The organism is Pseudomonas canadensis (assembly GCF_030980095.1).
Lineage (GTDB): Bacteria > Pseudomonadota > Gammaproteobacteria > Pseudomonadales > Pseudomonadaceae > Aquipseudomonas > Aquipseudomonas canadensis.
Genome location: NZ_CP133298.1, coordinates 1,081,916 through 1,099,904 on the forward strand (window position 1 = coordinate 1,081,916; position 17,989 = coordinate 1,099,904).

Genomic DNA, 17,989 nt, shown 5'->3' on the forward strand with positions numbered 1-17,989 from the left:
TCCTACAGGGTTTGCGTATTCAGCTTGGGCGTTTGCGTTCTACCGGGCGCAACAGATGCGTCGGCGGCGTCTCGCAGCTGATCTTGCGCCCCAACAGCGCCTCGATCGACGGCAGCTGATACGAGTCATCTTCCCCAGCAAAGCTGATCGACACCCCCGCAGCCCCGGCACGACCGGTACGGCCAATGCGGTGCACATAGTCATCCGGCACTTCCGGCAGGGTGAAGTTGATCACGTGGCTGATGCCATCAATGTGAATCCCGCGCCCGGCCACATCGGTAGCCACCAACACGCGGATCTTGCCTTCGCGGAAACCTTCCAGCGTCTTGATGCGCTTGTGCTGCGGCACATCGCCGGACAGTTGCGCAGCGTTCACACCATCACGTACCAGGCGTTCTTCGATGCGGCGTACTTCATCCTTGCGGTTGGCGAATACCATCACGCGTTCCCAACCGTTGTCGTTGACCAGGTTGTAGAGCAACTTGTACTTGTCGGCACCGGCCACCGCATAGATGTGTTGCTCGACGTTTTCGCTGGCGACGTTCAGTGCTTCGATCTCGACGATGGACGGGTCGGTGGTCCACTGTTTGGCGAGGTTCATCACGTCTTCGGTGAAGGTCGCGGAGAACAGCAGGGTCTGACGCTCGGATTTCGGCGGGGTCTGGCGAATGATCTGACGCACTTGTGGGATAAAGCCCATGTCGAGCATGCGGTCGGCTTCGTCCAGTACCATCACTTCGACCATGTCCAGGTGCACGTCGCCGCGCTGGTTGAAGTCCAGCAGTCGGCCCGGCGTGGCTACCAGGATGTCGCAGTGACGAGCTTCGAGGTGCTTGAGCTGTTTGTCGAAGTCCATGCCGCCGACGAACGTCATGACGTTGAGGCCGGTGTACTTGGTCAGGTCGGCGGCGTCCTTGGCGATCTGTACCACCAGCTCCCGGGTCGGGGCGATGATCAGTGCGCGCGGCTCACCCATGTAGCGCTCTTTCGGCGGTGGTGTCTGCAGCAGTTGGGTGATGATCGAGATCAGGAACGCGGCGGTCTTGCCGGTGCCGGTTTGGGCGCGGCCGATGGCGTCTTTGCCGGCCAGGGTGAAGCCCAGTACCTGCGCCTGGATCGGCGTGCAGTACGGGAAACCCAAGTCCTGGATGGCGTGCATCAGTTCAGGCGCCAGTTTGAAATCGTGGAAGCGGGTCTTGCCTTCCTGGGGCTCGACGACGAAGTCTTCGAGTTTCCATGGGATCACCGGCGGTTTTGGCGCGCGCTCACGGCGCGGTTTTGGGGCCGGTGCGGCTTCTTGTGCCGGTTCAGGCGGTGTCACCGTAGGCGTCTTGGGCTGGGCGACAGGCTCGGTCCGGCCGAGCTGTTGACCGTCATTGCGGCTGCCGGCAGTCGGGGCAGTAGCACTGGGAACAGGCGCGAGCGGCTCGGCCTCGCTTTTGCCGAACATCTTCTTGAGTGCTTCGAGCACGGTGATCTCATTAATTGGTTAAGGAATGTACGCCGGCCAGTGTAATGCAAGAAACGGGCGCGGCGTAGTGCGTCTGTCATACGGCTACATTAATGCCGGTTTTCAGCCCAGGCGTGCGGTCAACCACGTGCCGATATCGCGGATCTCCTCGGGTAACACTTCGTGGCCCATTGGGTATTCCTGCCATGTCACGGTGACACCACGGCTCTTCAAATGCTCGTAGGCGCTGCGGCCCATGGCATTCTGCACCACATCGTCGTACTGGCCGTGCAGGCACAAGGCGGGAATACGCTGTTGGCTGGCGGACAATTCCAGCTCTTCGCTGAAAGTCGGGGCATAGGTGGAGAGGGCGATCACGCCACCCAACGGGCCTTCCCAATTCATAAACGCGGTGTGGAAAACCACGGCGCCGCCCTGGGAAAAACCGGCGAGGAAAATCCGCGACGCGTCTATTCCGGTTCTCTTCTGCACTTCGATCAAATCCGTGACCATTTTGGCCGAGGCTTCCAGCTCTTCCAGGCTGATCGAACGGGCCGGGCTCATGGCCTTGATGTCGTACCAACTGGGCATCTCGTAGCCACCGTTGATCGTCACCGGACGGGTCGGTGCCTGGGGCAAAACGAAGCGGGTGCTCAGCAAGCTTTCCTGCAGCGCTTCGGCCACCGGCAGGAAGTCATAGCGATCGGCACCCAGGCCATGCAACCAGATTACGCAGGCGTCTGCGGGCTTGGCGGGCTGAAGAATCAAGGGGTCGGTCATGTCTGCTCCATTAATGTGCGTGCGCTCCGATTAAGTGCGACGGAACGGTGCGTGGCTTGTCGATCTGTTAAGAGAATGTCGCAAGGCTGAATCTTTTGCACTTGCTCATGGGCCGAAACGGCTCAGCCAGCACTCTGGTACGCGCCTTGCTATGTGTAGGTCGATGTCAGAACTTTCCTGTGACGGTAACACTATCAGTGCCTGCCGCTTGTGGGAAAGAACCTGGAATTACTGCGACAACTTCATGCCGCTTGACCCCAAAAAAAGCCAACACGGGTCAATATCGCCTCATAAGGGTGCGCTGAGGTTCTAGCTCCGACACAACAAGAGCAACTGGAGGTTTGAATGAAGGTATTGAAATCCACCCTGGCCATCGTTTCTGCGGCGGCCGTACTGGGTGCCAGCGGTTTCGCCCAAGCCGGCGCCACTCTGGATGCCGTGCAGAAGAAAGGTTTTGTGCAATGTGGCGTGAGTGACGGCCTGCCGGGTTTCTCGGTGCCGGATGCCAGCGGCAAGATCCTCGGGATTGACGCTGACGTGTGCCGCGCTGTGGCCGCTGCCGTTTTCGGCGACGCTACCAAGGTCAAATTCAGCCAGTTGAACGCCAAGGAGCGTTTCACCGCGCTTCAGTCGGGCGAAGTCGACATTCTGTCCCGTAACACCACCATGACCAGCTCCCGCGACGCCGGCATGGGCCTGAAATTCCCAGGCTTCATCACTTACTACGACGGCATCGGCTTCCTGGTAAACAACAAGCTTGGCGTGAAAAGTGCCAAGGAACTGGACGGTGCAACCATCTGCATCCAGGCCGGTACCACCACTGAGCTGAACGTTTCCGATTACTTCCGCGGCAACAACCTGAAATACACCCCAATCACCTTCGACACCTCCGACGAAAGCGCCAAGTCGCTGGAATCCGGTCGTTGCGACGTGCTGACCTCCGACAAGTCCCAACTGTTCGCCCAGCGCAGCAAGCTGGCCGCGCCGAAAGACTACGTCGTTCTGCCGGAAACCATTTCCAAAGAACCGTTGGGCCCAGTCGTGCGTAACGGCGACGACGAGTGGCTGGCCATCGTGCGCTGGGTGGGCTACGCCATGCTCAACGCTGAAGAAGCCGGTATCACCTCCAAAAACGTTGAAGCTGAAGCCAAGTCCACCAAGAACCCCGACGTTGCCCGTCTGCTCGGTGCTGACGGCGAATACGGCAAAGACCTGAAAGTGAAGAAAGACTGGGTCGTGCAGATCGTCAAGCAAGTCGGTAACTACGGTGAAGTGTTCGAGCGCAACCTGGGCAAGAGCACCCCGCTGGAAATCGACCGTGGCCTGAACGCGCTGTGGAACAACGGCGGCATTCAATACGCACCCCCTGTGCGCTGATCGCTGATGGTTCTGTCACCCGGTGGGCCAACCGCCGGGTGATGTTCTGTTCCATTATTTTCGGGGCATTTCATGCAAAAACAAATCGGCGCACCCAAGCAGAAGCTCAGCTTCAGCGACCCCAAAGTGCGTGCGTGGCTCTTCCAGATCATCACGATTGTGGCGGTGGTCTCGCTGGGCTGGTACCTCTTCAACAATACCCAGACCAACCTTCAGCACCGAGGCATTACCTCGGGTTTCGACTTTCTTGAGCGCAGTGCCGGCTTCGGCATCGCGCAGCATTTGATCGATTACACCGAATCGGACAGTTATGCCCGGGTGTTTGTGATCGGTTTGCTCAACACCTTGCTGGTGACGTTTATCGGCGTGATCCTGGCGACGCTGCTCGGGTTCGTCATCGGCGTGGCGCGGCTGTCGCCGAACTGGATGATTAACAAGCTGGCGACCGTGTATGTGGAGGTGTTCCGCAACATTCCGCCACTGCTGCAAATCCTGTTCTGGTACTTCGCGGTGTTCCTGACCATGCCGGGGCCGCGCAACAGCCATAACTTCGGCGATACCTTCTTTGTCAGCAGCCGTGGCCTGAACATGCCGGCAGCGATTGCCGCTGACGGTTTCTGGCCGTTCGTGGTCAGCATCGTCGTTGCCATCGTGGCAATCGTGCTGATGGCACGCTGGGCCAACAAGCGCTTTGAAGCCACCGGCGTCCCCTTCCATAAGTTTTGGGCGGGCCTGGCGCTGTTCATCGTGATCCCGGCCTTGTGCGCCTTGATCTTCGGTGCACCGCTGCACTGGGAAATGCCCAAGCTGCAGGGTTTCAACTTTGTCGGCGGCTGGGTACTCATCCCTGAACTGCTGGCACTGACCCTGGCGCTTACCGTCTACACGGCAGCGTTTATTGCCGAGATCGTGCGTTCGGGCATCAAGTCCGTCAGCCATGGCCAGACCGAAGCCGCGCGCTCCCTGGGCCTGCGCCCTGGGCCGACGCTGCGCAAGGTCATCATTCCGCAGGCACTGCGAGTGATCATCCCGCCGCTGACCAGCCAATACCTGAACCTGGCGAAAAACTCGTCGCTGGCCGCCGGTATCGGTTACCCGGAAATGGTTTCGCTGTTTGCCGGCACGGTGCTCAACCAGACCGGCCAGGCCATCGAAGTCATTGCCATCACCATGAGCGTGTACCTGGCGATCAGCATCAGCATTTCCTTGCTGATGAACTGGTACAACAAGCGCATTGCGCTGATCGAGCGGTGAGGAAACGCCCATGAGTTCACATACTTTCAAACCGGATATGCCGCCGCCGAACAAAGTGTTCGGGCCGATGGCCTGGATGCGCGCCAACCTGTTTTCCAGCTGGCTCAACACCCTGCTGACCCTGTTGGCGTTTTACCTGATCTACCTTGTGGTGCCGCCGATCCTGCATTGGGCAATCCTGGATGCCAACTGGGTCGGCACCACGCGCGCCGATTGCACTAAGGAAGGCGCCTGCTGGGTGTTTATCCAACAGCGCTTCGGGCAGTTCATGTACGGCTACTACCCCGGCGACCTGCGCTGGCGCGTAGACCTTACCGTGTGGCTGGCCATTGTTGGCGTGGCGCCGTTGTTCATCTCGCGCTTCCAGCGCAAGGCGGTCTACGGCCTGAGCTTTCTGGTGCTATACCCGATCATTGCCTACTTCCTGCTGCACGGCGGGATCTTCGGCCTGACCAACGTGGCGACCAGCCAATGGGGCGGCCTGATGCTGACCTTGGTGATCGCCACTGTCGGCATCGCCGGCGCGTTGCCACTGGGCATCATGCTGGCGTTGGGACGGCGTTCGAATATGCCGGCGATTCGAGTGGTCTGCGTGACCTTCATCGAATTCTGGCGTGGCGTGCCGCTGATCACCGTGCTGTTCATGTCCTCGGTGATGCTGCCGTTGTTCCTGCCTGAGGGCATGGGTATCGACAAATTGCTGCGTGCATTGATTGGCGTGATCCTCTTCCAGTCGGCCTACGTGGCCGAGGTGGTGCGCGGTGGCCTGCAGGCGATTCCAAAAGGTCAGTACGAAGCCGCTGCGGCGATGGGCCTCGGTTACTGGCGCAGCATGGGCCTGGTGATTCTGCCGCAAGCCCTGAAGCTGGTGATCCCTGGCATCGTCAACACGTTCATTGCGCTGTTCAAGGACACCAGCCTGGTGATCATCATCGGCCTGTTCGACCTGCTCAACAGCGTCAAGCAAGCCGCCGCCGACCCAAAATGGTTGGGCATGGCCACCGAAGGGTACGTGTTCGCGGCCCTGGTGTTCTGGATTTTCTGTTTTGGTATGTCGCGCTATTCCATTCATTTGGAACACAAGCTCGACACAGGCCACAAGCGTTAGGAGTTGTTGTTATGAGCGAAGCGATCAAACAGCCTGTGAGCCCTGAAGGCATTATCCAGATGCAGGGCGTCAACAAGTGGTACGGCCAGTTCCACGTGTTGAAAGACATCAACCTCAACGTCAAGCAGGGCGAGCGTATTGTGCTGTGTGGCCCGTCGGGGTCGGGCAAGTCCACCACCATCCGCTGCCTCAACCGCCTGGAAGAACACCAGCAAGGCCGCATCGTAGTCGATGGCGTGGAACTGACCAACGACCTCAAGCAGATCGAAGCGATCCGCCGCGAAGTCGGCATGGTGTTCCAGCACTTCAACCTGTTCCCGCACCTGACCATCCTGCAGAACTGCACGCTGGCGCCGATGTGGGTGCGCAAGATGCCCAAGCGCAAGGCCGAGGAAATTGCCATGCACTACCTGGAGCGCGTGCGTATCCCGGAGCAGGCTCACAAGTTTCCGGGGCAACTGTCCGGCGGCCAGCAACAGCGCGTGGCGATTGCCCGTGCGCTGTGCATGAAGCCGAAGATCATGCTGTTCGACGAGCCGACCTCGGCACTCGATCCGGAAATGGTGAAAGAGGTGCTGGACACCATGATCGGCCTAGCCGAAGACGGCATGACAATGTTGTGCGTAACCCACGAAATGGGCTTTGCGCGCACCGTGGCCAACCGCGTGATCTTCATGGACAAGGGCGAAATCGTGGAACAGGCAGCGCCGAATGACTTCTTCGACAACCCGCAGAATGATCGGACCAAGTTGTTCTTGAGCCAGATTTTGCATTGATCGAAGGTTGAATGAATAAACCCGGCCTGGTGCCGGGTTTATTTTTTTGGGGCTAGGACGCTTTGAGTGCTTCAGCGTCGTTGTTCACGGTGTAGGTGAAGGCGCCACGCATGTCAGCGCCTTCGGCTAAGACTTCTGCATCCGCCAGCAAATGCGGGTGACGATCCAATAACCGCATCAATAATACCAGCGGTTTGGGGGGAAGAAGCTCGCCACGTTCGTAGCGAGAGAAAGCGTTGTGGCCGCCACCGGACAGCAATTTCACCGCCTCTTTTTGGGTAAGGTGCAATTTGCGGCGGATACGTTTCATCTCAGCGCCAATCATCTTTTGGGCCGCTATGACGAGTTCATCGCCTGCTTCTCCATAACGATCCGCACTATCGGTGTCGGGGTCCCAGAAGCCGTCGCCGCATTCGTGACATTCCCAGCCGGACAGATTGTCTACCCGGCGCTCCATACCTTTGACCCTCATGGTTTCACTGCGGCCCTCGAAATAATGCAATGCGTCGGGGGCGCCACAGATGTAGCAATTTTTTACCTTCATAGGTTCTTCTCCTTGAAGGAGATCACCGTCCGGGGAGTAAGTGACCTTGATGTAAATCTCCCTATCTTTTGAGTGCGTGTGATACACGTCCTGCCAAATTCGATGGTCCCTATGAGTGGTCATCGACTTGTACAACATCCAGTTTTGTAACTCATAGATGGCATGCTGCATCTCCTTGATACTGAAGTGGAGTTCCCGGCCGCACCGTTGTGCTGTCTGGGTAAACGCTCTCCTGCCAAGCCGCCTCACATCCGCCTTTATCACCGCCAAATCGTAATGAGGTGTGTACTTTTCCATAAGACACCTGAGTCCAATAATTACCCTCAGAGGGTAATTTTACCAATCGAAAATACTGCTCCTTTTCCTGCCTAAGAACCCTAGTGCGTTGCCTTTGTAGGCAACTCCGAATAGGCTGTAGGAAAATTCATCCTATGATTGGACGAAAGTGCAAATCCCATGACAGACATCGCCCCCCTGATCAAACGCTCCCTGGTGGATCAGGCCTTGGAGCAACTGCGCTTGCGCATCAGCCAGGGCGTGTGGGCCATCGGCGAACGCCTGCCCACCGAGCCGGAGCTGTCCGCCGAACTCGGTATCAGCCGCAATACCGTGCGCGAAGCCATGCGTGTGTTGGCGTTTTCCGGCTTGATCGAGATCCGCCAGGGCGACGGCAGCTATTTGCGTTCGATGACCGACCCGCTGGGCACGATGCGGGCGTTGTCCCACTGCACCCTGGCGCAGGCGCAGGAAACGCGGCAGATCCTGGAAGTGGAGGCGATCAGCCTGGCAGCCTTGCGCCGCACCGACGAAGACCTGAAAAAGCTGCGTGAAGCCCTCGATGCCAGTGCCGCGCTTTACCACGGCGACCTGGAGGCCTATATCAGCGCCGACCTGGTGTTCCACAAACACTTGGTGGATGCGGCGCACAATCCGGCGCTGAGTGAGCTGTATCAGTATTTCTCAGCCATTGTCGGCGCCCAGTTGCGCCAGACCCTCACCATCTCGCCTCGTCGCCAGACGGTGTTCGACCTGCATATCGCGTTGCTCGATGCCGTGGAGCATCAAGACCCGGAACGTGCCAAATCCCTCTGCCGGCAGTTGATCAATGAACCCTGAAACCAAGCTTGATGAACTGTTGATCGACGCCGAAGCCGACGACGAGGTGGTGCAACACGCCCCTCCGGTGGTCAGCCGTCTCTGGCTGTTGCTGTGCGGGCTGGTGCTGGTGGCACTGAACCTGCGCCCAGCGCTGTCGAGCTTGTCGCCGTTGCTCAACGACGTGTCGACCAGCCTGGGCCTGTCCGCCGCCAAAGCCGGCCTGCTGACCACCTTGCCGGTGCTGTGCCTGGGGTTGTTCGCGCCCCTGGCACCGATACTTGCCCGGCGTTTTGGCGCCGAGCGCGTCGTACTGGGGATTCTGTTGACACTGGCTGCCGGCATCCTCCTGCGCAGCTCATTCGGTGAAGTCGGGCTGTTTGCCGGCAGCCTGATCGCGGGTGCAAGCATCGGCATCATTGGCGTGCTGCTGCCGGGTATCGTCAAGCGTGACTTCGCCAAGCAGGCCGGCACTATGACGGGCGTCTACACCATGGCGCTGTGCCTGGGGGCGGCGTTGGCGGCGGGGGCCACGGTGCCGCTCAGCCATTATTTTGGTGACAGTTGGAACATCGGTCTGGGCTTCTGGATTGCGCCAGCACTGCTGGCGGCGTTGTTCTGGTTGCCGCAAGTCGGTCAGAAACACGGTGCGCATCGCGTCGCTTACCGCGTGAAGGGCCTTCTGCGTGACCCGTTGGCCTGGCAGGTGACGCTGTATATGGGCCTGCAGTCGTCCCTGGCCTACATCGTGTTTGGTTGGGTGCCGTCGATCCTGATCAGTCGTGGCCTGAGCCCCACCGAAGCCGGGTTGGCGCTGTCCGGTTCGATCATCGTGCAATTGCTCAGCGCCCTCACCGCGCCATGGTTGGCCACGCGCGGCAAGGACCAGCGCCTGGCCATCGTGGTGGTGATGGTGCTGACCCTCGGCGGTCTGTTCGGGTGCCTGTATGCTCCGATCGACGGTTTATGGGGCTGGGCAATCCTGCTGGGCCTGGGGCAGGGCGGTACCTTCAGCCTGGCGCTGACCTTGATCGTGCTGCGCTCGCGGGACGCTCACGTGGCGGCCAACCTGTCGAGCATGGCCCAGGGCATCGGTTATACCCTGGCGTCCCTCGGGCCGTTGGCGGTGGGCCTGATCCACGATTGGACCGGCGGTTGGGCCGCCACCGGTTGGGTGTTCGCCCTGATTGGCCTGGGCGCGATCGTGGCGGGCCTCGGTGCCGGGCGGGCGAAATACGTCGGTGTCAGCAGCGAGAAAATCTAGAGATACAACACCTCCAGGGTCGCTGAGCCGTCCATCATGATGTCGGTGCTCAGGTCCAGGTTCTGCTTGGCGTTGATCACCACCTCCAGGGTCAGGGTGCTGGTGAGGTTCTGGATTGCTGCCGGCCCGGCGGTACTGCCCTCGATGTCGGTAAAGCCGAGCAGGCTTCGAGCGCCGATATCGATGGGTTTCAGGTTGGCCACGCGCCAGGCGAGGCCGCCGACGGTGGACTCAGTGCCATAGACAGGCGCCCAGCTATCGGCCGCGGTCTGCTTGGGGTCGAAGGTCAACGAATACAAACCGATCTTGTTGCCGCTGTTATCGAGGCCCAGTCCATAGAAAATCTCGCTGTTGACGTGGGCCGTACCGTCGCGATTGTCGCGCATGCGCAACGCGTACTGTACTGGGCCGTTGCAGGTGAGCGTCAGATTCAGCGATTTGCGTGGCAGGCGCTTGCCGGTGGTGAGGTTGAGGTCTTGCTGGGAGATTTTGCCGAACTCGACCCTGCCGTTGCCCGACAGGATCGGTGTGCAGGAGGCCGGTGTAATCAGGCCTTTTACGCTCAGGTCGGTGGTGGAGGCGGCATGGGCCGGTAAAACGTTGACCAGCCCTACAGCGGCGGTCAGAAAGATCAGTGACGTTTTCATGGGGTAGCTCCTATAGGTATTTCACAGTCAGGGTTACGAACCCGTCGATGGGTACTTCTTCGGTCAACGGCAGTGTGTTTGCAGGGGCTATGGTTGGGGCGATCTGCACGTTTGCGTTCAACAGCTGGACCGGCGCTGGGACGGCCATTGATTTGTTGGGAGTGAATGCTGTGAGGAATTCGGGCGACAAAATCGACGTCGGGCCCCAGCCCGCCCACGTCGAACCGAGGGCGTACATCGGGGTTCCCTGCGCCGTGATGGAGTTGAGCTCTAATGTCATGTAGCCGAGCTTGATTGCGTCGTTGATCAGCCCCAGGCCAAATGTATAGAGCCTATCGCTGTAACTGGAGCCGGATCGGTTATCTCTGGTCTCCAGGGCGAGCAGGGTCATGGCTTCGCAAGTGACTTTCAGTTGCAGCTCATGCGCAGTTAGTCGGGTTGGCTGGTCGACGTTCAGATCCCTGGCCGAAATCTTGCCCAGGTCGTACTGCCCAGCAGCGCTCAGGGTCGGCTCGCAGGCACTGGGCGTGATCCGGCCGGTGACGCTCAGCTCCGTGGTGGAGCCCGCGTGCGCCAGAACGCTTAGAAAAATGGTTGTGAGAATCAGGTATCGATAAAACATGTGGGCTCCGATGTTGCTTAGAAATAGATGATTTCAAGGGTGGCCGAACCGTCGAGTCGCACCTCATTGCTCAGGTCCAGGGTGTTGAGTGGCGCAATAACGGCCTTCAGGTTCAGTAGCGCGCTGAGGGTTTGCAGGGCGTGGGGGCCGTCGGTGCCGCCGGCTGTACCGGTGAAGCCGAGCAAGCTGCGCGCGCCCAGAGGTAGTGGGCTGGCGCTGGCGCTGCTCCAGGCTGTGCCGCCGGTGGTGGAGCCCGTCCGATACAGCTGGGGCAGATGGTCGGCGGTTGCCTGGGTCGGGTCGGCAAGCAGGTAATACCGCCCGATTTTTTGCCCGCGAGTGTCCAGGCCCAGACCATAGGCCGTTTCATCGAGGCCTCCGGTGGCGGAACCTTCGCGGTTGTCGTGCATCACCAGTGCAAAGGGCGCTGGACCGTCGCAGTTCACCGTGAGGGTCAGCGGTCGCTCCGGCAGGGCGGTGTCTTTGTCGTGGTTCAGGTCGCCGACTGACAATTTGCCGAAGTTCACGGTGCCATTGTTGGACAGGCTGGGCGTGCACGCCGCCGGCGCGAAGCGCGCTTGCAGGCTCAGTTCCCGCGAGCGCCCCGAGGCGGGAGCATCGACCAGGCCGGAGGTTTCCCAGGTCACAGCGTCGCGCACCCGCACGGCCTCCTCGCGGGCCCAGGCGCTGACCTGCAGTTGTACCGAAAAGCTGCGGCCCATGGCGGGTTGGCCATCGATCATCGGCACGACGCCATGGTCGGCACGCCAGCTCAGATTTGCGCCGACCAGGCTCGGCGCCTGGCCCTGGCCTGCGAGCAAGCCAAGTTCAACGGTGCGCCCATCCAGCACACCGTCACGCACGTGCAGTTGGTAACTGCCACCGTCGGTGAAACGCAGGCGCTCGATGCCGGCGGCCATAGCACGGTAGAACAGGCTCATGTCCTGCGGTTGCGGGCAGTTCAAGGTCAGGGACAATTGCCGTTCGCCCAGCAGTCGTTCTGCTGCCGGGGTCGGTGGAACGGCGCGGTTCATCAGGCCGAAGTCCAGGCGCGATTCGCTGAGGTCCAAGCGGCATTCGTCCTGGGCTTGTACCGCGCTGGCGCAGAGCAGCAAGGCTGTGAGGCAGTGGTGAAGCTTCATAGGCTTTTCCTCAAGGGGTCTGGCAGCGGGCCGGGGCCGTTTCGTAGTACACGTGTGGGTCGGCCTTGGCCGGCAACTCGAAGCGCAAATGGCAGCGGCGTTGGTCGGGGGCTTTGATCCACAGCGTGCGCGTGTCGAGGACATCGGGCAGGAACACCTGGTTGTTTTCCTGGACCAGGGTGATGAATTCGCCGTCTTCGGTGGTCACCGTCGAGCCTCTTGGCACGGGTCTGTCCAGGGTCAGCAGTGCTCGACGGGTCAGGGCTACACCGAACTCGACGCGGTCCACCGCGCCGCGCCCGGCCGTCACCACAGCCAGGCCGTTGTTGATATCGGCATTGCGCGGCAGTGAGCGGGTTTGCACTTCGAGTGGGCTGCGTCCGTAGGCGCTGAGCTGGGAGGCTACGGCCTGGCCTTGCCAGTCGGTCCACACCGGGCCGCTGGGGGTGTTGACCTTGATGCCGGCCATGTCGCCTATCGACAGTACAGCGAAGGTATCGCGCACCGGGTAGGGTGAGAACGTCACGCCGTCACTGTGCAACACCACGGCGCCCCGTGCGCCGCCCTGGTAGCTGGAGCGTTCGGCATCGGAGCGGGTGTAGTTGAAGTCCATTTGGCTGTAGTACGGCAGCGCGGACACGCCTAAGGATGATTCGACTTCGCGGTCGCGCGAGTCACGTTCGACGCCGACCCGATAGGCCAACTGATCGTTGATCTGTTCATTCAGGCCCAGCCCTGTGTGGTGTTCGCCGCCGGCATTGCGTATCCACGCGCGGCCACGGCGATTTTCCCCAAGCGGCACGCTGAGCGTCAGGTACACCCTGTCGTCGTTGTAACGGCGACCGCTCATGGGCCATTCGGCGGTGGCGGACACCGACATCCCAGCGACCTGGGTACCCCACGACGCCAAGGCACGGCTGCTGCTGTCGCCCTGGAACGAGGACGAGCGCGAAACCCCCGCCCTGAATGCCCCCAGCCATGGGTGCGACCACGAGGTGGTTGCGCTCTGCTGGTCGCGGTAGCGCGAACGTTGCTGCTCGCGGGTGTCGGTGGTGTAGGTCGACTCGGTGAGGTCGCGGTAGCCCGGGGTGCGCCAGGAGTTGGCCGCCGTGACTGACCAGCGGTCGCTCAGTTTCTGCGACCACGCCAAGTCGGTCTGCACACCGCGCTCGCGGGTACGTCGAGTGGCCTCGGAGGCGACCACGCTGAATTGCACCTGGCTGTCTTGCCAGGGCAACAGCCCCAGGCTCACGCCCGCCGATCGGTAATCCTCGGCCGCCAACACGCCGCTGCCCAGGCTGACCTGCGGGTGTGGCGCGGCACTGTAGCCGGCACTCACCACCCACGGCTCGACCCCCTCGCCATCACCGATATTGCGCACCCGCCCGGCGGCAACCGAGAAGCCCGGCGCCGGTAGCCCCAGTCCGAGCATTGCGGCGGGCACGGTGAAGCGGCGTTCTTCGCCGGTAGCTTCCTTGACGGTGACTTCAACGTCGGAGCGCCCGTTGAGGCGCGGCACATTGCTCAGGGTGAACGGGCCTGCGGGCACCACTGTGGAGTGAATCAAGGTCCCGTTCTGGCGCACCTCCACCTGGGCCGGGCCATTGGCGATGCCATCGATGGTCGCGCCCTGGTTCTGGTCTTGCAGCGCCTGTTCGGTGAGCACTTGCATGCCGTTGATTTGCGCGCCTGCGAGTACCGGGTTGTAGAGGTTGATCTGCCCAGCCTGCAACACCGCCTGATGGCTGGCGAACGTGCGTTGAGCGTAGGCGTCAAGGTGTGTGGTGCTGGAGACACTGTCCTGCCAGGTTTGCACCTGGCGACTGCGCACAATCCAGTCTCCCGCGTTAAAACCGACCTCGGTATTGGCCGAGCCGAAGCGGTTGGAGTCGCCGCCGTAGCGGTTGTACAGGCCGGTCACGTCATAGTTGAGCAACGCGGCAAACCCACCGGTGTGATACCCCGAAATGTCCTGGGTGACCGGGCGCAGGGCCTGTGTGGGCACCACCAGCGCCAGGCTCAGGCTGGCTGGGTCCGGCTCGATCACGGTTTGCGGGTAGTCCTGGAGAAAGTCATAACAGCTGCTTTCTTCTACGGGGCCCGATGACGGCGTCACCAGTTGCCCGGCGTCCAGCAACAGCGGGTCGAAGCACAGCGTGCCTTGCTGATCGAAGCTGACATCGACGCGCCCACGCCGTTGGCCGTTGACTGTCAGGCTGAGCGCATGGCGCCCTTCGGTGAAACGTGGTGCCTGCATCAGCAGGCCCGCGAGTTCAGGGTCGATCCCGCGCTGGCGCAATGTTTGCTGGTCAAAGGCAGCGGCCGTCGAGGGAGGCTCTGCCCAAGCCTGGTGTGTCAGCAGGCCCGGACAGAGGGCCAGTGCCATTAGTGCCAGGCGTGGTGCAACGCCGGGCACGGCTTTGCCGTCACGGTAACTCATGACTGTGTTCACACAAGTGCACTCTTCTTGGGGGGGGAGGGCCCGACTCGGATTTCCTATCGCGGCAGGGGGCTTTCCCGGTGGCCTTCAGTAGGTGACCACTTCGTTATTATTGGCGCCTTTGCTTCCCTGGCGCCGCTGTTTCACAGGGTGATGGGCGCGTCGTGGGCGGTGACGGCAAAGCCATACACCGTGGCAGGTTGCAAGCGCACGCGGGTGGCGCCGGAACTGCTGGCGGTCACGGTCAGTGTTTCGCCGGGAAGCACATAGGTGCGCGGTAGCATTGCCGCGCCGTTGCCCGGCATCAATTGAAGTTCCTGAGCCATGCGCACCACATACGACGTGGGGTTGTGGACGCTGAGCTGGTCGGCCTTCAAGGTCCAGGTCAGGCCCAGCCAGGGCGTGCGATTAGGCGCGAGCCCCTTGGGATGAATGATCACCGGCAGATTCTGGCGTACGGTCACGCCCACTTGGGCGCGTCCTGCCTTGGCGGGGTCGCGTTGGGCAGGCATGCCTTCGAAAATCACACGTTTGAGGCGCTGGGTTTTCAACGGCTCGCCCGTTTGCAGAATGAACCGCACCAGCTGGCTTTTGGACGCTTCGACCCGTGTGAGCGGTGGTGTCACGAACAACAGCGTATTTTTGTCCTCGGGAATGTCTTCGAGAGTCACGTGCAACAGCGCCAGTTTGTTATCGGTGTTGGTCACCGACACACTGGCTTCGCCGTCAGCCTCGTTGACGATCACCACCGATGTGTCCGGGACCATGCCATCGGCACGCGCGGCGGTTGCGCCAAGTGCTGCCAGCACAGCACAGCAGAGCCCGGGGCCCCAGCGAAAAACGGAAAAAAACAGTTTCATGACAGGTCTCTTCAGAGAGGCCGCCCTGCACCCGGTGAATCAACCGGGCATCGGCGGCGCGGTGTTAGTTAGAGGTACCGCAGGTCCAGCGTGATCGAGCCATCGAGGGGCACCCGCTCGTTGAGCGTCAAGGTGTTGGCCGGGCTGATCGAGGTGTCTACCCGCAGGGAGGCCACTAGTTGCCGGATGGGCGCCGGTAGTGTCTCGCCCGCTCGGGCAAACCCCAGGTACTGGCCCGGATACATGTACGGATCCGGCGTCCAGTTCTCGCCCTTGCCGGGCGAGATCAGGGTTTGCAGCGGCTGGGCGTCGCCAACCGACCCGCGCACCGACAGGCTGACCGAACCGAGGCGCTCGCGGATGGTACGGGCGTAGAGCCAAGCGCTTGTGTTACAGGTACACGACGCTGATCGTGGCCGAGCCATCAATGCCTGTGTCTTGGGAGATGGTCAGGTTCTTGGCCGGATAGATAAACGGGTTTACCAAGAATTCCATCTGCGTGTCCTTGGCCGGAATAGGCACCGATGCTGCACCGGGTTGTTTAATTGAGACCAGCATGTTGGTTTGCCATCCCTCGTCTGAAAACATGCGGAACCAGGTGTTGCCGTTGTTCATTGTCCCAATCGGCTGGACGGGGACCTGATCGGCGATGGCCTTGTCGAGGGACACTAAATAGCCGCCGATAGGCTCGCCGGCGGCAGTTCTTCCGATGCCCAGTTCGACTACGCCGACTGCGGGGTCTGCGGAGTCGGCGCGGTTGTCGGTGATTGTCATTGCAAACAGCGTCGATGCCTCGCAGTTGATACTCAGTTGCAAGCTGACTGGGGTCAGCAGCGTTCGGGCATCCTGGTTAAGGTCTTTAACCGAAAACCGGCCGACATTGATGGTGCCGCCTGGCGTCAGGCTCGGCGTGCAGGCCGAGGGTACAATCATCCCCTTGACGGTCAGGTCGGTGGTGGACGCGGCAAACGCTGGCAAAGCGCTGCCGATCAGCAGGCCAGCGACGCTGGTGCAGAGTAGTTTTTTCATGTCGGTTAAAGCTCCTTTGACGGGGTCGGGATACGGGGCGTACAGGGATGTACGGGTATTACAGATAACGCATGGTCACGGTCACATGCCCATCGACGGGCACTTCATCGTTAAGGGTCAGGCTGTCGGCGCGGGCAATCCGGGTGTAGAACACAATGTCCGCATCGAAGGTCGTCACCGCAATCGGCCGGGGAGGGTCATCCATCGAAGCGATGGCGAGCAGACTGAGGTGGCTTAAATGCGAACCTGCGGCCCATTGGGTGCCGCCATCCAGGGATACGATGGTGCGCACCGCCAGTGTGTCCGCTACAGGGTTACTCAATACCAGCGCAACGCTGCCCAGGTTTTCATCGTTGGGGGTTGTGCCCAGGCCGTGGTGGTTGGGAATCACCGCCGTCCCGCCACGGTTGTCGAGCGTGGTCAAGGCAAACAACGTCGAGCCTTCGCACCGCACATTCAACTGCAAGGTGTCAGGGGGCAGCAGTGTGTGCCTGTCTTGATTGAGGTCTTTGACGGTGATCTTGCCGTGGTCAATCGCCCCCCCGTCGGACAACGTGGGCGTGCAACTGCTCGGCGTAATCATGCCGGAGACGTTGAGGTCGGTGCTGCTGGCGGCAGAGGCTTGAGGCAGGTAGATGATCAGCAGTGCCGCCAATACTGCAGGGGTCGATTTATCCATGGATCGAATAACCTCTAGGGGGAATGCCCTGTGTGGAAGAAGAGTTACAGGTACACGACCTCAATCGTGGCTAAACCGTCGATTGGCGTTTCTTCCGAGGGAAAACCCATGGCTCTGTCGATCTGGCCGATCACCACAATGTCCGTATTCAGATTCTGGATCATGGTCGGCTGTGGATTCCCAGGAATGCCAAACGCCGCCAGCGTCGTTCCCTGCCAGATAGCGTTCCCAATGACCTGCCAGTTTTGACCGTTATCAGATGATTGGAGGGGCGTAACGTCGACGTTATCGGCCACGGCGTTTTCAAGGGAAAGAGTGAAGTTGCCGATTTTGACGTTGTTGCTTGTCAGGCCCAAGCCATAGCCGTCGAGTATGGTTGACGACCCGGAGCGATTGTCGGTGCCTCTTAACGCAATTAACGTGGCAGCATCGCAGAGAACGTTGAGTCGTATCGTGATGGGGTCCAGGTGTGTCGGGGTGTTGGGGTCGAGGTCTTTTATCGAAATCTTGCCGTAATTCACGTTCCCGGACAGGCTTGGGGTGCAGGCGCTTGGAGTGATCATGCCTGTGACGGTCAGCTCTGTGGTGCTTGCGGCGAACGTCATGCCACTACCGGCAAGGGTGAAGACGGCGGTGAGGGCGGCTAGGGACTTTTTCATGTTTTAAGAGCTTCCGGTGCCAAGGCTGAATAATGACGGTGCCAGTGGCCGTCTGCAGCTACGTTGCGACCGCCTGGAGTGGTCAGTCGCATCCCTCTCTGGGGACGCCGGGAAATCTATCGTTGGGAGGCGGTCTCGCAAATACAATAAATACGACAATCGTCCAGGGCTGAGAGGGTCGTCAGAAGCAGAGTTGACTTGTGTAGGATTAATGGATTTTTCGTAGTTGTTGTATCGTTTAAAGGCACGCAATTGACTACTGT

Annotated in this window: 18 protein-coding genes and 1 pseudogene; 6 read left to right on the forward strand and 13 right to left on the reverse strand. The window is 60.6% G+C overall.

The window, feature by feature from the left end:
- Window positions 1–19: 19 nt before the first annotated feature.
- Both rhlB and RB216_RS04885 read right to left on the reverse strand, forming a co-directional pair.
- Window positions 20–1,471, reverse strand: a complete 1,452-nt coding sequence (gene rhlB, locus RB216_RS04880; protein WP_028618936.1) for an ATP-dependent RNA helicase RhlB — start codon at window positions 1,469–1,471, stop codon at window positions 20–22.
- Between the two features lie 102 nt (window positions 1,472–1,573).
- Complete coding sequence (locus tag RB216_RS04885) at window positions 1,574–2,230, reverse strand: alpha/beta hydrolase (protein WP_068932444.1); 657 nt, start codon at window positions 2,228–2,230, stop codon at window positions 1,574–1,576.
- A gap of 345 nt (window positions 2,231–2,575) precedes the next feature.
- On the opposite strand from RB216_RS04885, the gene RB216_RS04890 reads away from it, so the two are divergent.
- From RB216_RS04890 to RB216_RS04905, 4 genes are all read left to right on the forward strand, one after another.
- Window positions 2,576–3,607: an amino acid ABC transporter substrate-binding protein gene (locus tag RB216_RS04890; RefSeq protein WP_028618938.1), complete on the forward strand. Its 1,032-nt coding sequence runs from the start codon at window positions 2,576–2,578 to the stop codon at window positions 3,605–3,607.
- Between the two features lie 72 nt (window positions 3,608–3,679).
- Window positions 3,680–4,861 (forward strand): amino acid ABC transporter permease, encoded by a 1,182-nt coding sequence (locus tag RB216_RS04895; RefSeq protein ID WP_016978214.1) that lies wholly within the window; start codon window positions 3,680–3,682, stop codon window positions 4,859–4,861.
- Between the two features lie 10 nt (window positions 4,862–4,871).
- The gene (locus tag RB216_RS04900) at window positions 4,872–5,969 is read left to right on the forward strand and encodes an amino acid ABC transporter permease (RefSeq protein ID WP_068937386.1); all 1,098 of its coding nucleotides are present in this window, start codon (window positions 4,872–4,874) and stop codon (window positions 5,967–5,969) included.
- An 11-nt stretch (window positions 5,970–5,980) separates the two neighbouring features.
- Complete coding sequence (locus tag RB216_RS04905) at window positions 5,981–6,745, forward strand: amino acid ABC transporter ATP-binding protein (protein WP_003171943.1); 765 nt, start codon at window positions 5,981–5,983, stop codon at window positions 6,743–6,745.
- Between the two features lie 52 nt (window positions 6,746–6,797).
- Here the strand turns inward: RB216_RS04905 and RB216_RS04910 are convergent, their stop codons facing one another.
- A complete protein-coding gene (locus RB216_RS04910) occupies window positions 6,798–7,289 on the reverse strand; it encodes a type II toxin-antitoxin system MqsA family antitoxin (protein ID WP_308908373.1) in 492 nt (163 codons plus the stop codon).
- Window positions 7,286–7,586: pseudogene (locus RB216_RS04915) on the reverse strand (type II toxin-antitoxin system MqsR family toxin). The gene RB216_RS04910 and the pseudogene RB216_RS04915 overlap by 4 nt, the downstream one beginning before the upstream one ends.
- Window positions 7,587–7,745: 159 nt before the next feature.
- On the opposite strand from RB216_RS04915, the gene RB216_RS04920 reads away from it, so the two are divergent.
- Both RB216_RS04920 and RB216_RS04925 read left to right on the forward strand, forming a co-directional pair.
- A complete protein-coding gene (locus RB216_RS04920; RefSeq protein WP_305383644.1) occupies window positions 7,746–8,405 on the forward strand; it encodes a FadR/GntR family transcriptional regulator in 660 nt (219 codons plus the stop codon).
- Window positions 8,395–9,648: a CynX/NimT family MFS transporter gene (locus tag RB216_RS04925; RefSeq protein ID WP_308908374.1), complete on the forward strand. Its 1,254-nt coding sequence runs from the start codon at window positions 8,395–8,397 to the stop codon at window positions 9,646–9,648. Before RB216_RS04920 ends, RB216_RS04925 begins: the two co-directional genes overlap by 11 nt.
- On the opposite strand, the gene RB216_RS04930 is transcribed toward RB216_RS04925, so the two are convergent.
- The 9 genes from RB216_RS04930 to RB216_RS04970 form a co-directional block, all read right to left on the reverse strand.
- The gene (locus RB216_RS04930; RefSeq protein ID WP_028618943.1) at window positions 9,645–10,295 is read right to left on the reverse strand and encodes a DUF1120 domain-containing protein; all 651 of its coding nucleotides are present in this window, start codon (window positions 10,293–10,295) and stop codon (window positions 9,645–9,647) included. The genes RB216_RS04925 and RB216_RS04930 overlap by 4 nt on opposite strands.
- A gap of 10 nt (window positions 10,296–10,305) precedes the next feature.
- Entirely contained in the window at window positions 10,306–10,917 is a 612-nt protein-coding gene (locus RB216_RS04935) for a DUF1120 domain-containing protein (protein WP_028618944.1), read from the reverse strand.
- A gap of 17 nt (window positions 10,918–10,934) precedes the next feature.
- Window positions 10,935–12,059, reverse strand: coding sequence for a DUF1120 domain-containing protein (locus RB216_RS04940; protein WP_308908375.1), 1,125 nt, complete (start codon window positions 12,057–12,059; stop codon window positions 10,935–10,937).
- Window positions 12,060–12,069: 10 nt separating this feature from the next.
- A complete protein-coding gene (locus tag RB216_RS04945) occupies window positions 12,070–14,499 on the reverse strand; it encodes a fimbria/pilus outer membrane usher protein (protein WP_308908376.1) in 2,430 nt (809 codons plus the stop codon).
- 143 nt (window positions 14,500–14,642) lie between these two features.
- On the reverse strand, window positions 14,643–15,359 hold the full coding sequence (locus RB216_RS04950; RefSeq protein WP_028618947.1) for a fimbria/pilus chaperone family protein: 717 nt from the start codon (window positions 15,357–15,359) through the stop codon (window positions 14,643–14,645).
- A gap of 68 nt (window positions 15,360–15,427) precedes the next feature.
- Window positions 15,428–15,784, reverse strand: a complete 357-nt coding sequence (locus tag RB216_RS04955) for a hypothetical protein (protein WP_308908377.1) — start codon at window positions 15,782–15,784, stop codon at window positions 15,428–15,430.
- Window positions 15,750–16,388 (reverse strand): DUF1120 domain-containing protein, encoded by a 639-nt coding sequence (locus RB216_RS04960; RefSeq protein ID WP_028618948.1) that lies wholly within the window; start codon window positions 16,386–16,388, stop codon window positions 15,750–15,752. The genes RB216_RS04955 and RB216_RS04960 overlap by 35 nt, the downstream gene beginning before the upstream one ends.
- A gap of 58 nt (window positions 16,389–16,446) precedes the next feature.
- Window positions 16,447–17,067: a DUF1120 domain-containing protein gene (locus RB216_RS04965; RefSeq protein ID WP_028618949.1), complete on the reverse strand. Its 621-nt coding sequence runs from the start codon at window positions 17,065–17,067 to the stop codon at window positions 16,447–16,449.
- 44 nt (window positions 17,068–17,111) lie between these two features.
- Window positions 17,112–17,726, reverse strand: a complete 615-nt coding sequence (locus RB216_RS04970) for a DUF1120 domain-containing protein (RefSeq protein ID WP_122686168.1) — start codon at window positions 17,724–17,726, stop codon at window positions 17,112–17,114.
- Between the last annotated feature and the right edge of the window lie 263 nt (window positions 17,727–17,989).

What these genes read in the sequence shown, in the direction of transcription:
- RB216_RS04885 (WP_068932444.1), bottom strand. Translation starts at nt 2,230, where the DNA reads ATGACCGACCCCTTGATTCTTCAGCCCGCCAAGCCCGCAGACGCCTGC.
- RB216_RS04890 (WP_028618938.1), top strand. Translation starts at nt 2,576, where the DNA reads ATGAAGGTATTGAAATCCACCCTGGCCATCGTTTCTGCGGCGGCCGTA.
- RB216_RS04895 (WP_016978214.1), top strand. Translation starts at nt 3,680, where the DNA reads ATGCAAAAACAAATCGGCGCACCCAAGCAGAAGCTCAGCTTCAGCGAC.
- RB216_RS04900 (WP_068937386.1), top strand. Translation starts at nt 4,872, where the DNA reads ATGAGTTCACATACTTTCAAACCGGATATGCCGCCGCCGAACAAAGTG.
- RB216_RS04905 (WP_003171943.1), top strand. Translation starts at nt 5,981, where the DNA reads ATGAGCGAAGCGATCAAACAGCCTGTGAGCCCTGAAGGCATTATCCAG.
- RB216_RS04910 (WP_308908373.1), bottom strand. Translation starts at nt 7,289, where the DNA reads ATGAAGGTAAAAAATTGCTACATCTGTGGCGCCCCCGACGCATTGCAT.
- RB216_RS04920 (WP_305383644.1), top strand. Translation starts at nt 7,746, where the DNA reads ATGACAGACATCGCCCCCCTGATCAAACGCTCCCTGGTGGATCAGGCC.
- RB216_RS04925 (WP_308908374.1), top strand. Translation starts at nt 8,395, where the DNA reads ATGAACCCTGAAACCAAGCTTGATGAACTGTTGATCGACGCCGAAGCC.
- RB216_RS04930 (WP_028618943.1), bottom strand. Translation starts at nt 10,295, where the DNA reads ATGAAAACGTCACTGATCTTTCTGACCGCCGCTGTAGGGCTGGTCAAC.
- RB216_RS04935 (WP_028618944.1), bottom strand. Translation starts at nt 10,917, where the DNA reads ATGTTTTATCGATACCTGATTCTCACAACCATTTTTCTAAGCGTTCTG.
- RB216_RS04940 (WP_308908375.1), bottom strand. Translation starts at nt 12,059, where the DNA reads ATGAAGCTTCACCACTGCCTCACAGCCTTGCTGCTCTGCGCCAGCGCG.
- RB216_RS04945 (WP_308908376.1), bottom strand. Translation starts at nt 14,499, where the DNA reads ATGAGTTACCGTGACGGCAAAGCCGTGCCCGGCGTTGCACCACGCCTG.
- RB216_RS04950 (WP_028618947.1), bottom strand. Translation starts at nt 15,359, where the DNA reads ATGAAACTGTTTTTTTCCGTTTTTCGCTGGGGCCCCGGGCTCTGCTGT.
- RB216_RS04955 (WP_308908377.1), bottom strand. Translation starts at nt 15,784, where the DNA reads ATGGCTCGGCCACGATCAGCGTCGTGTACCTGTAACACAAGCGCTTGG.
- RB216_RS04960 (WP_028618948.1), bottom strand. Translation starts at nt 16,388, where the DNA reads ATGAAAAAACTACTCTGCACCAGCGTCGCTGGCCTGCTGATCGGCAGC.
- RB216_RS04965 (WP_028618949.1), bottom strand. Translation starts at nt 17,067, where the DNA reads ATGGATAAATCGACCCCTGCAGTATTGGCGGCACTGCTGATCATCTAC.
- RB216_RS04970 (WP_122686168.1), bottom strand. Translation starts at nt 17,726, where the DNA reads ATGAAAAAGTCCCTAGCCGCCCTCACCGCCGTCTTCACCCTTGCCGGT.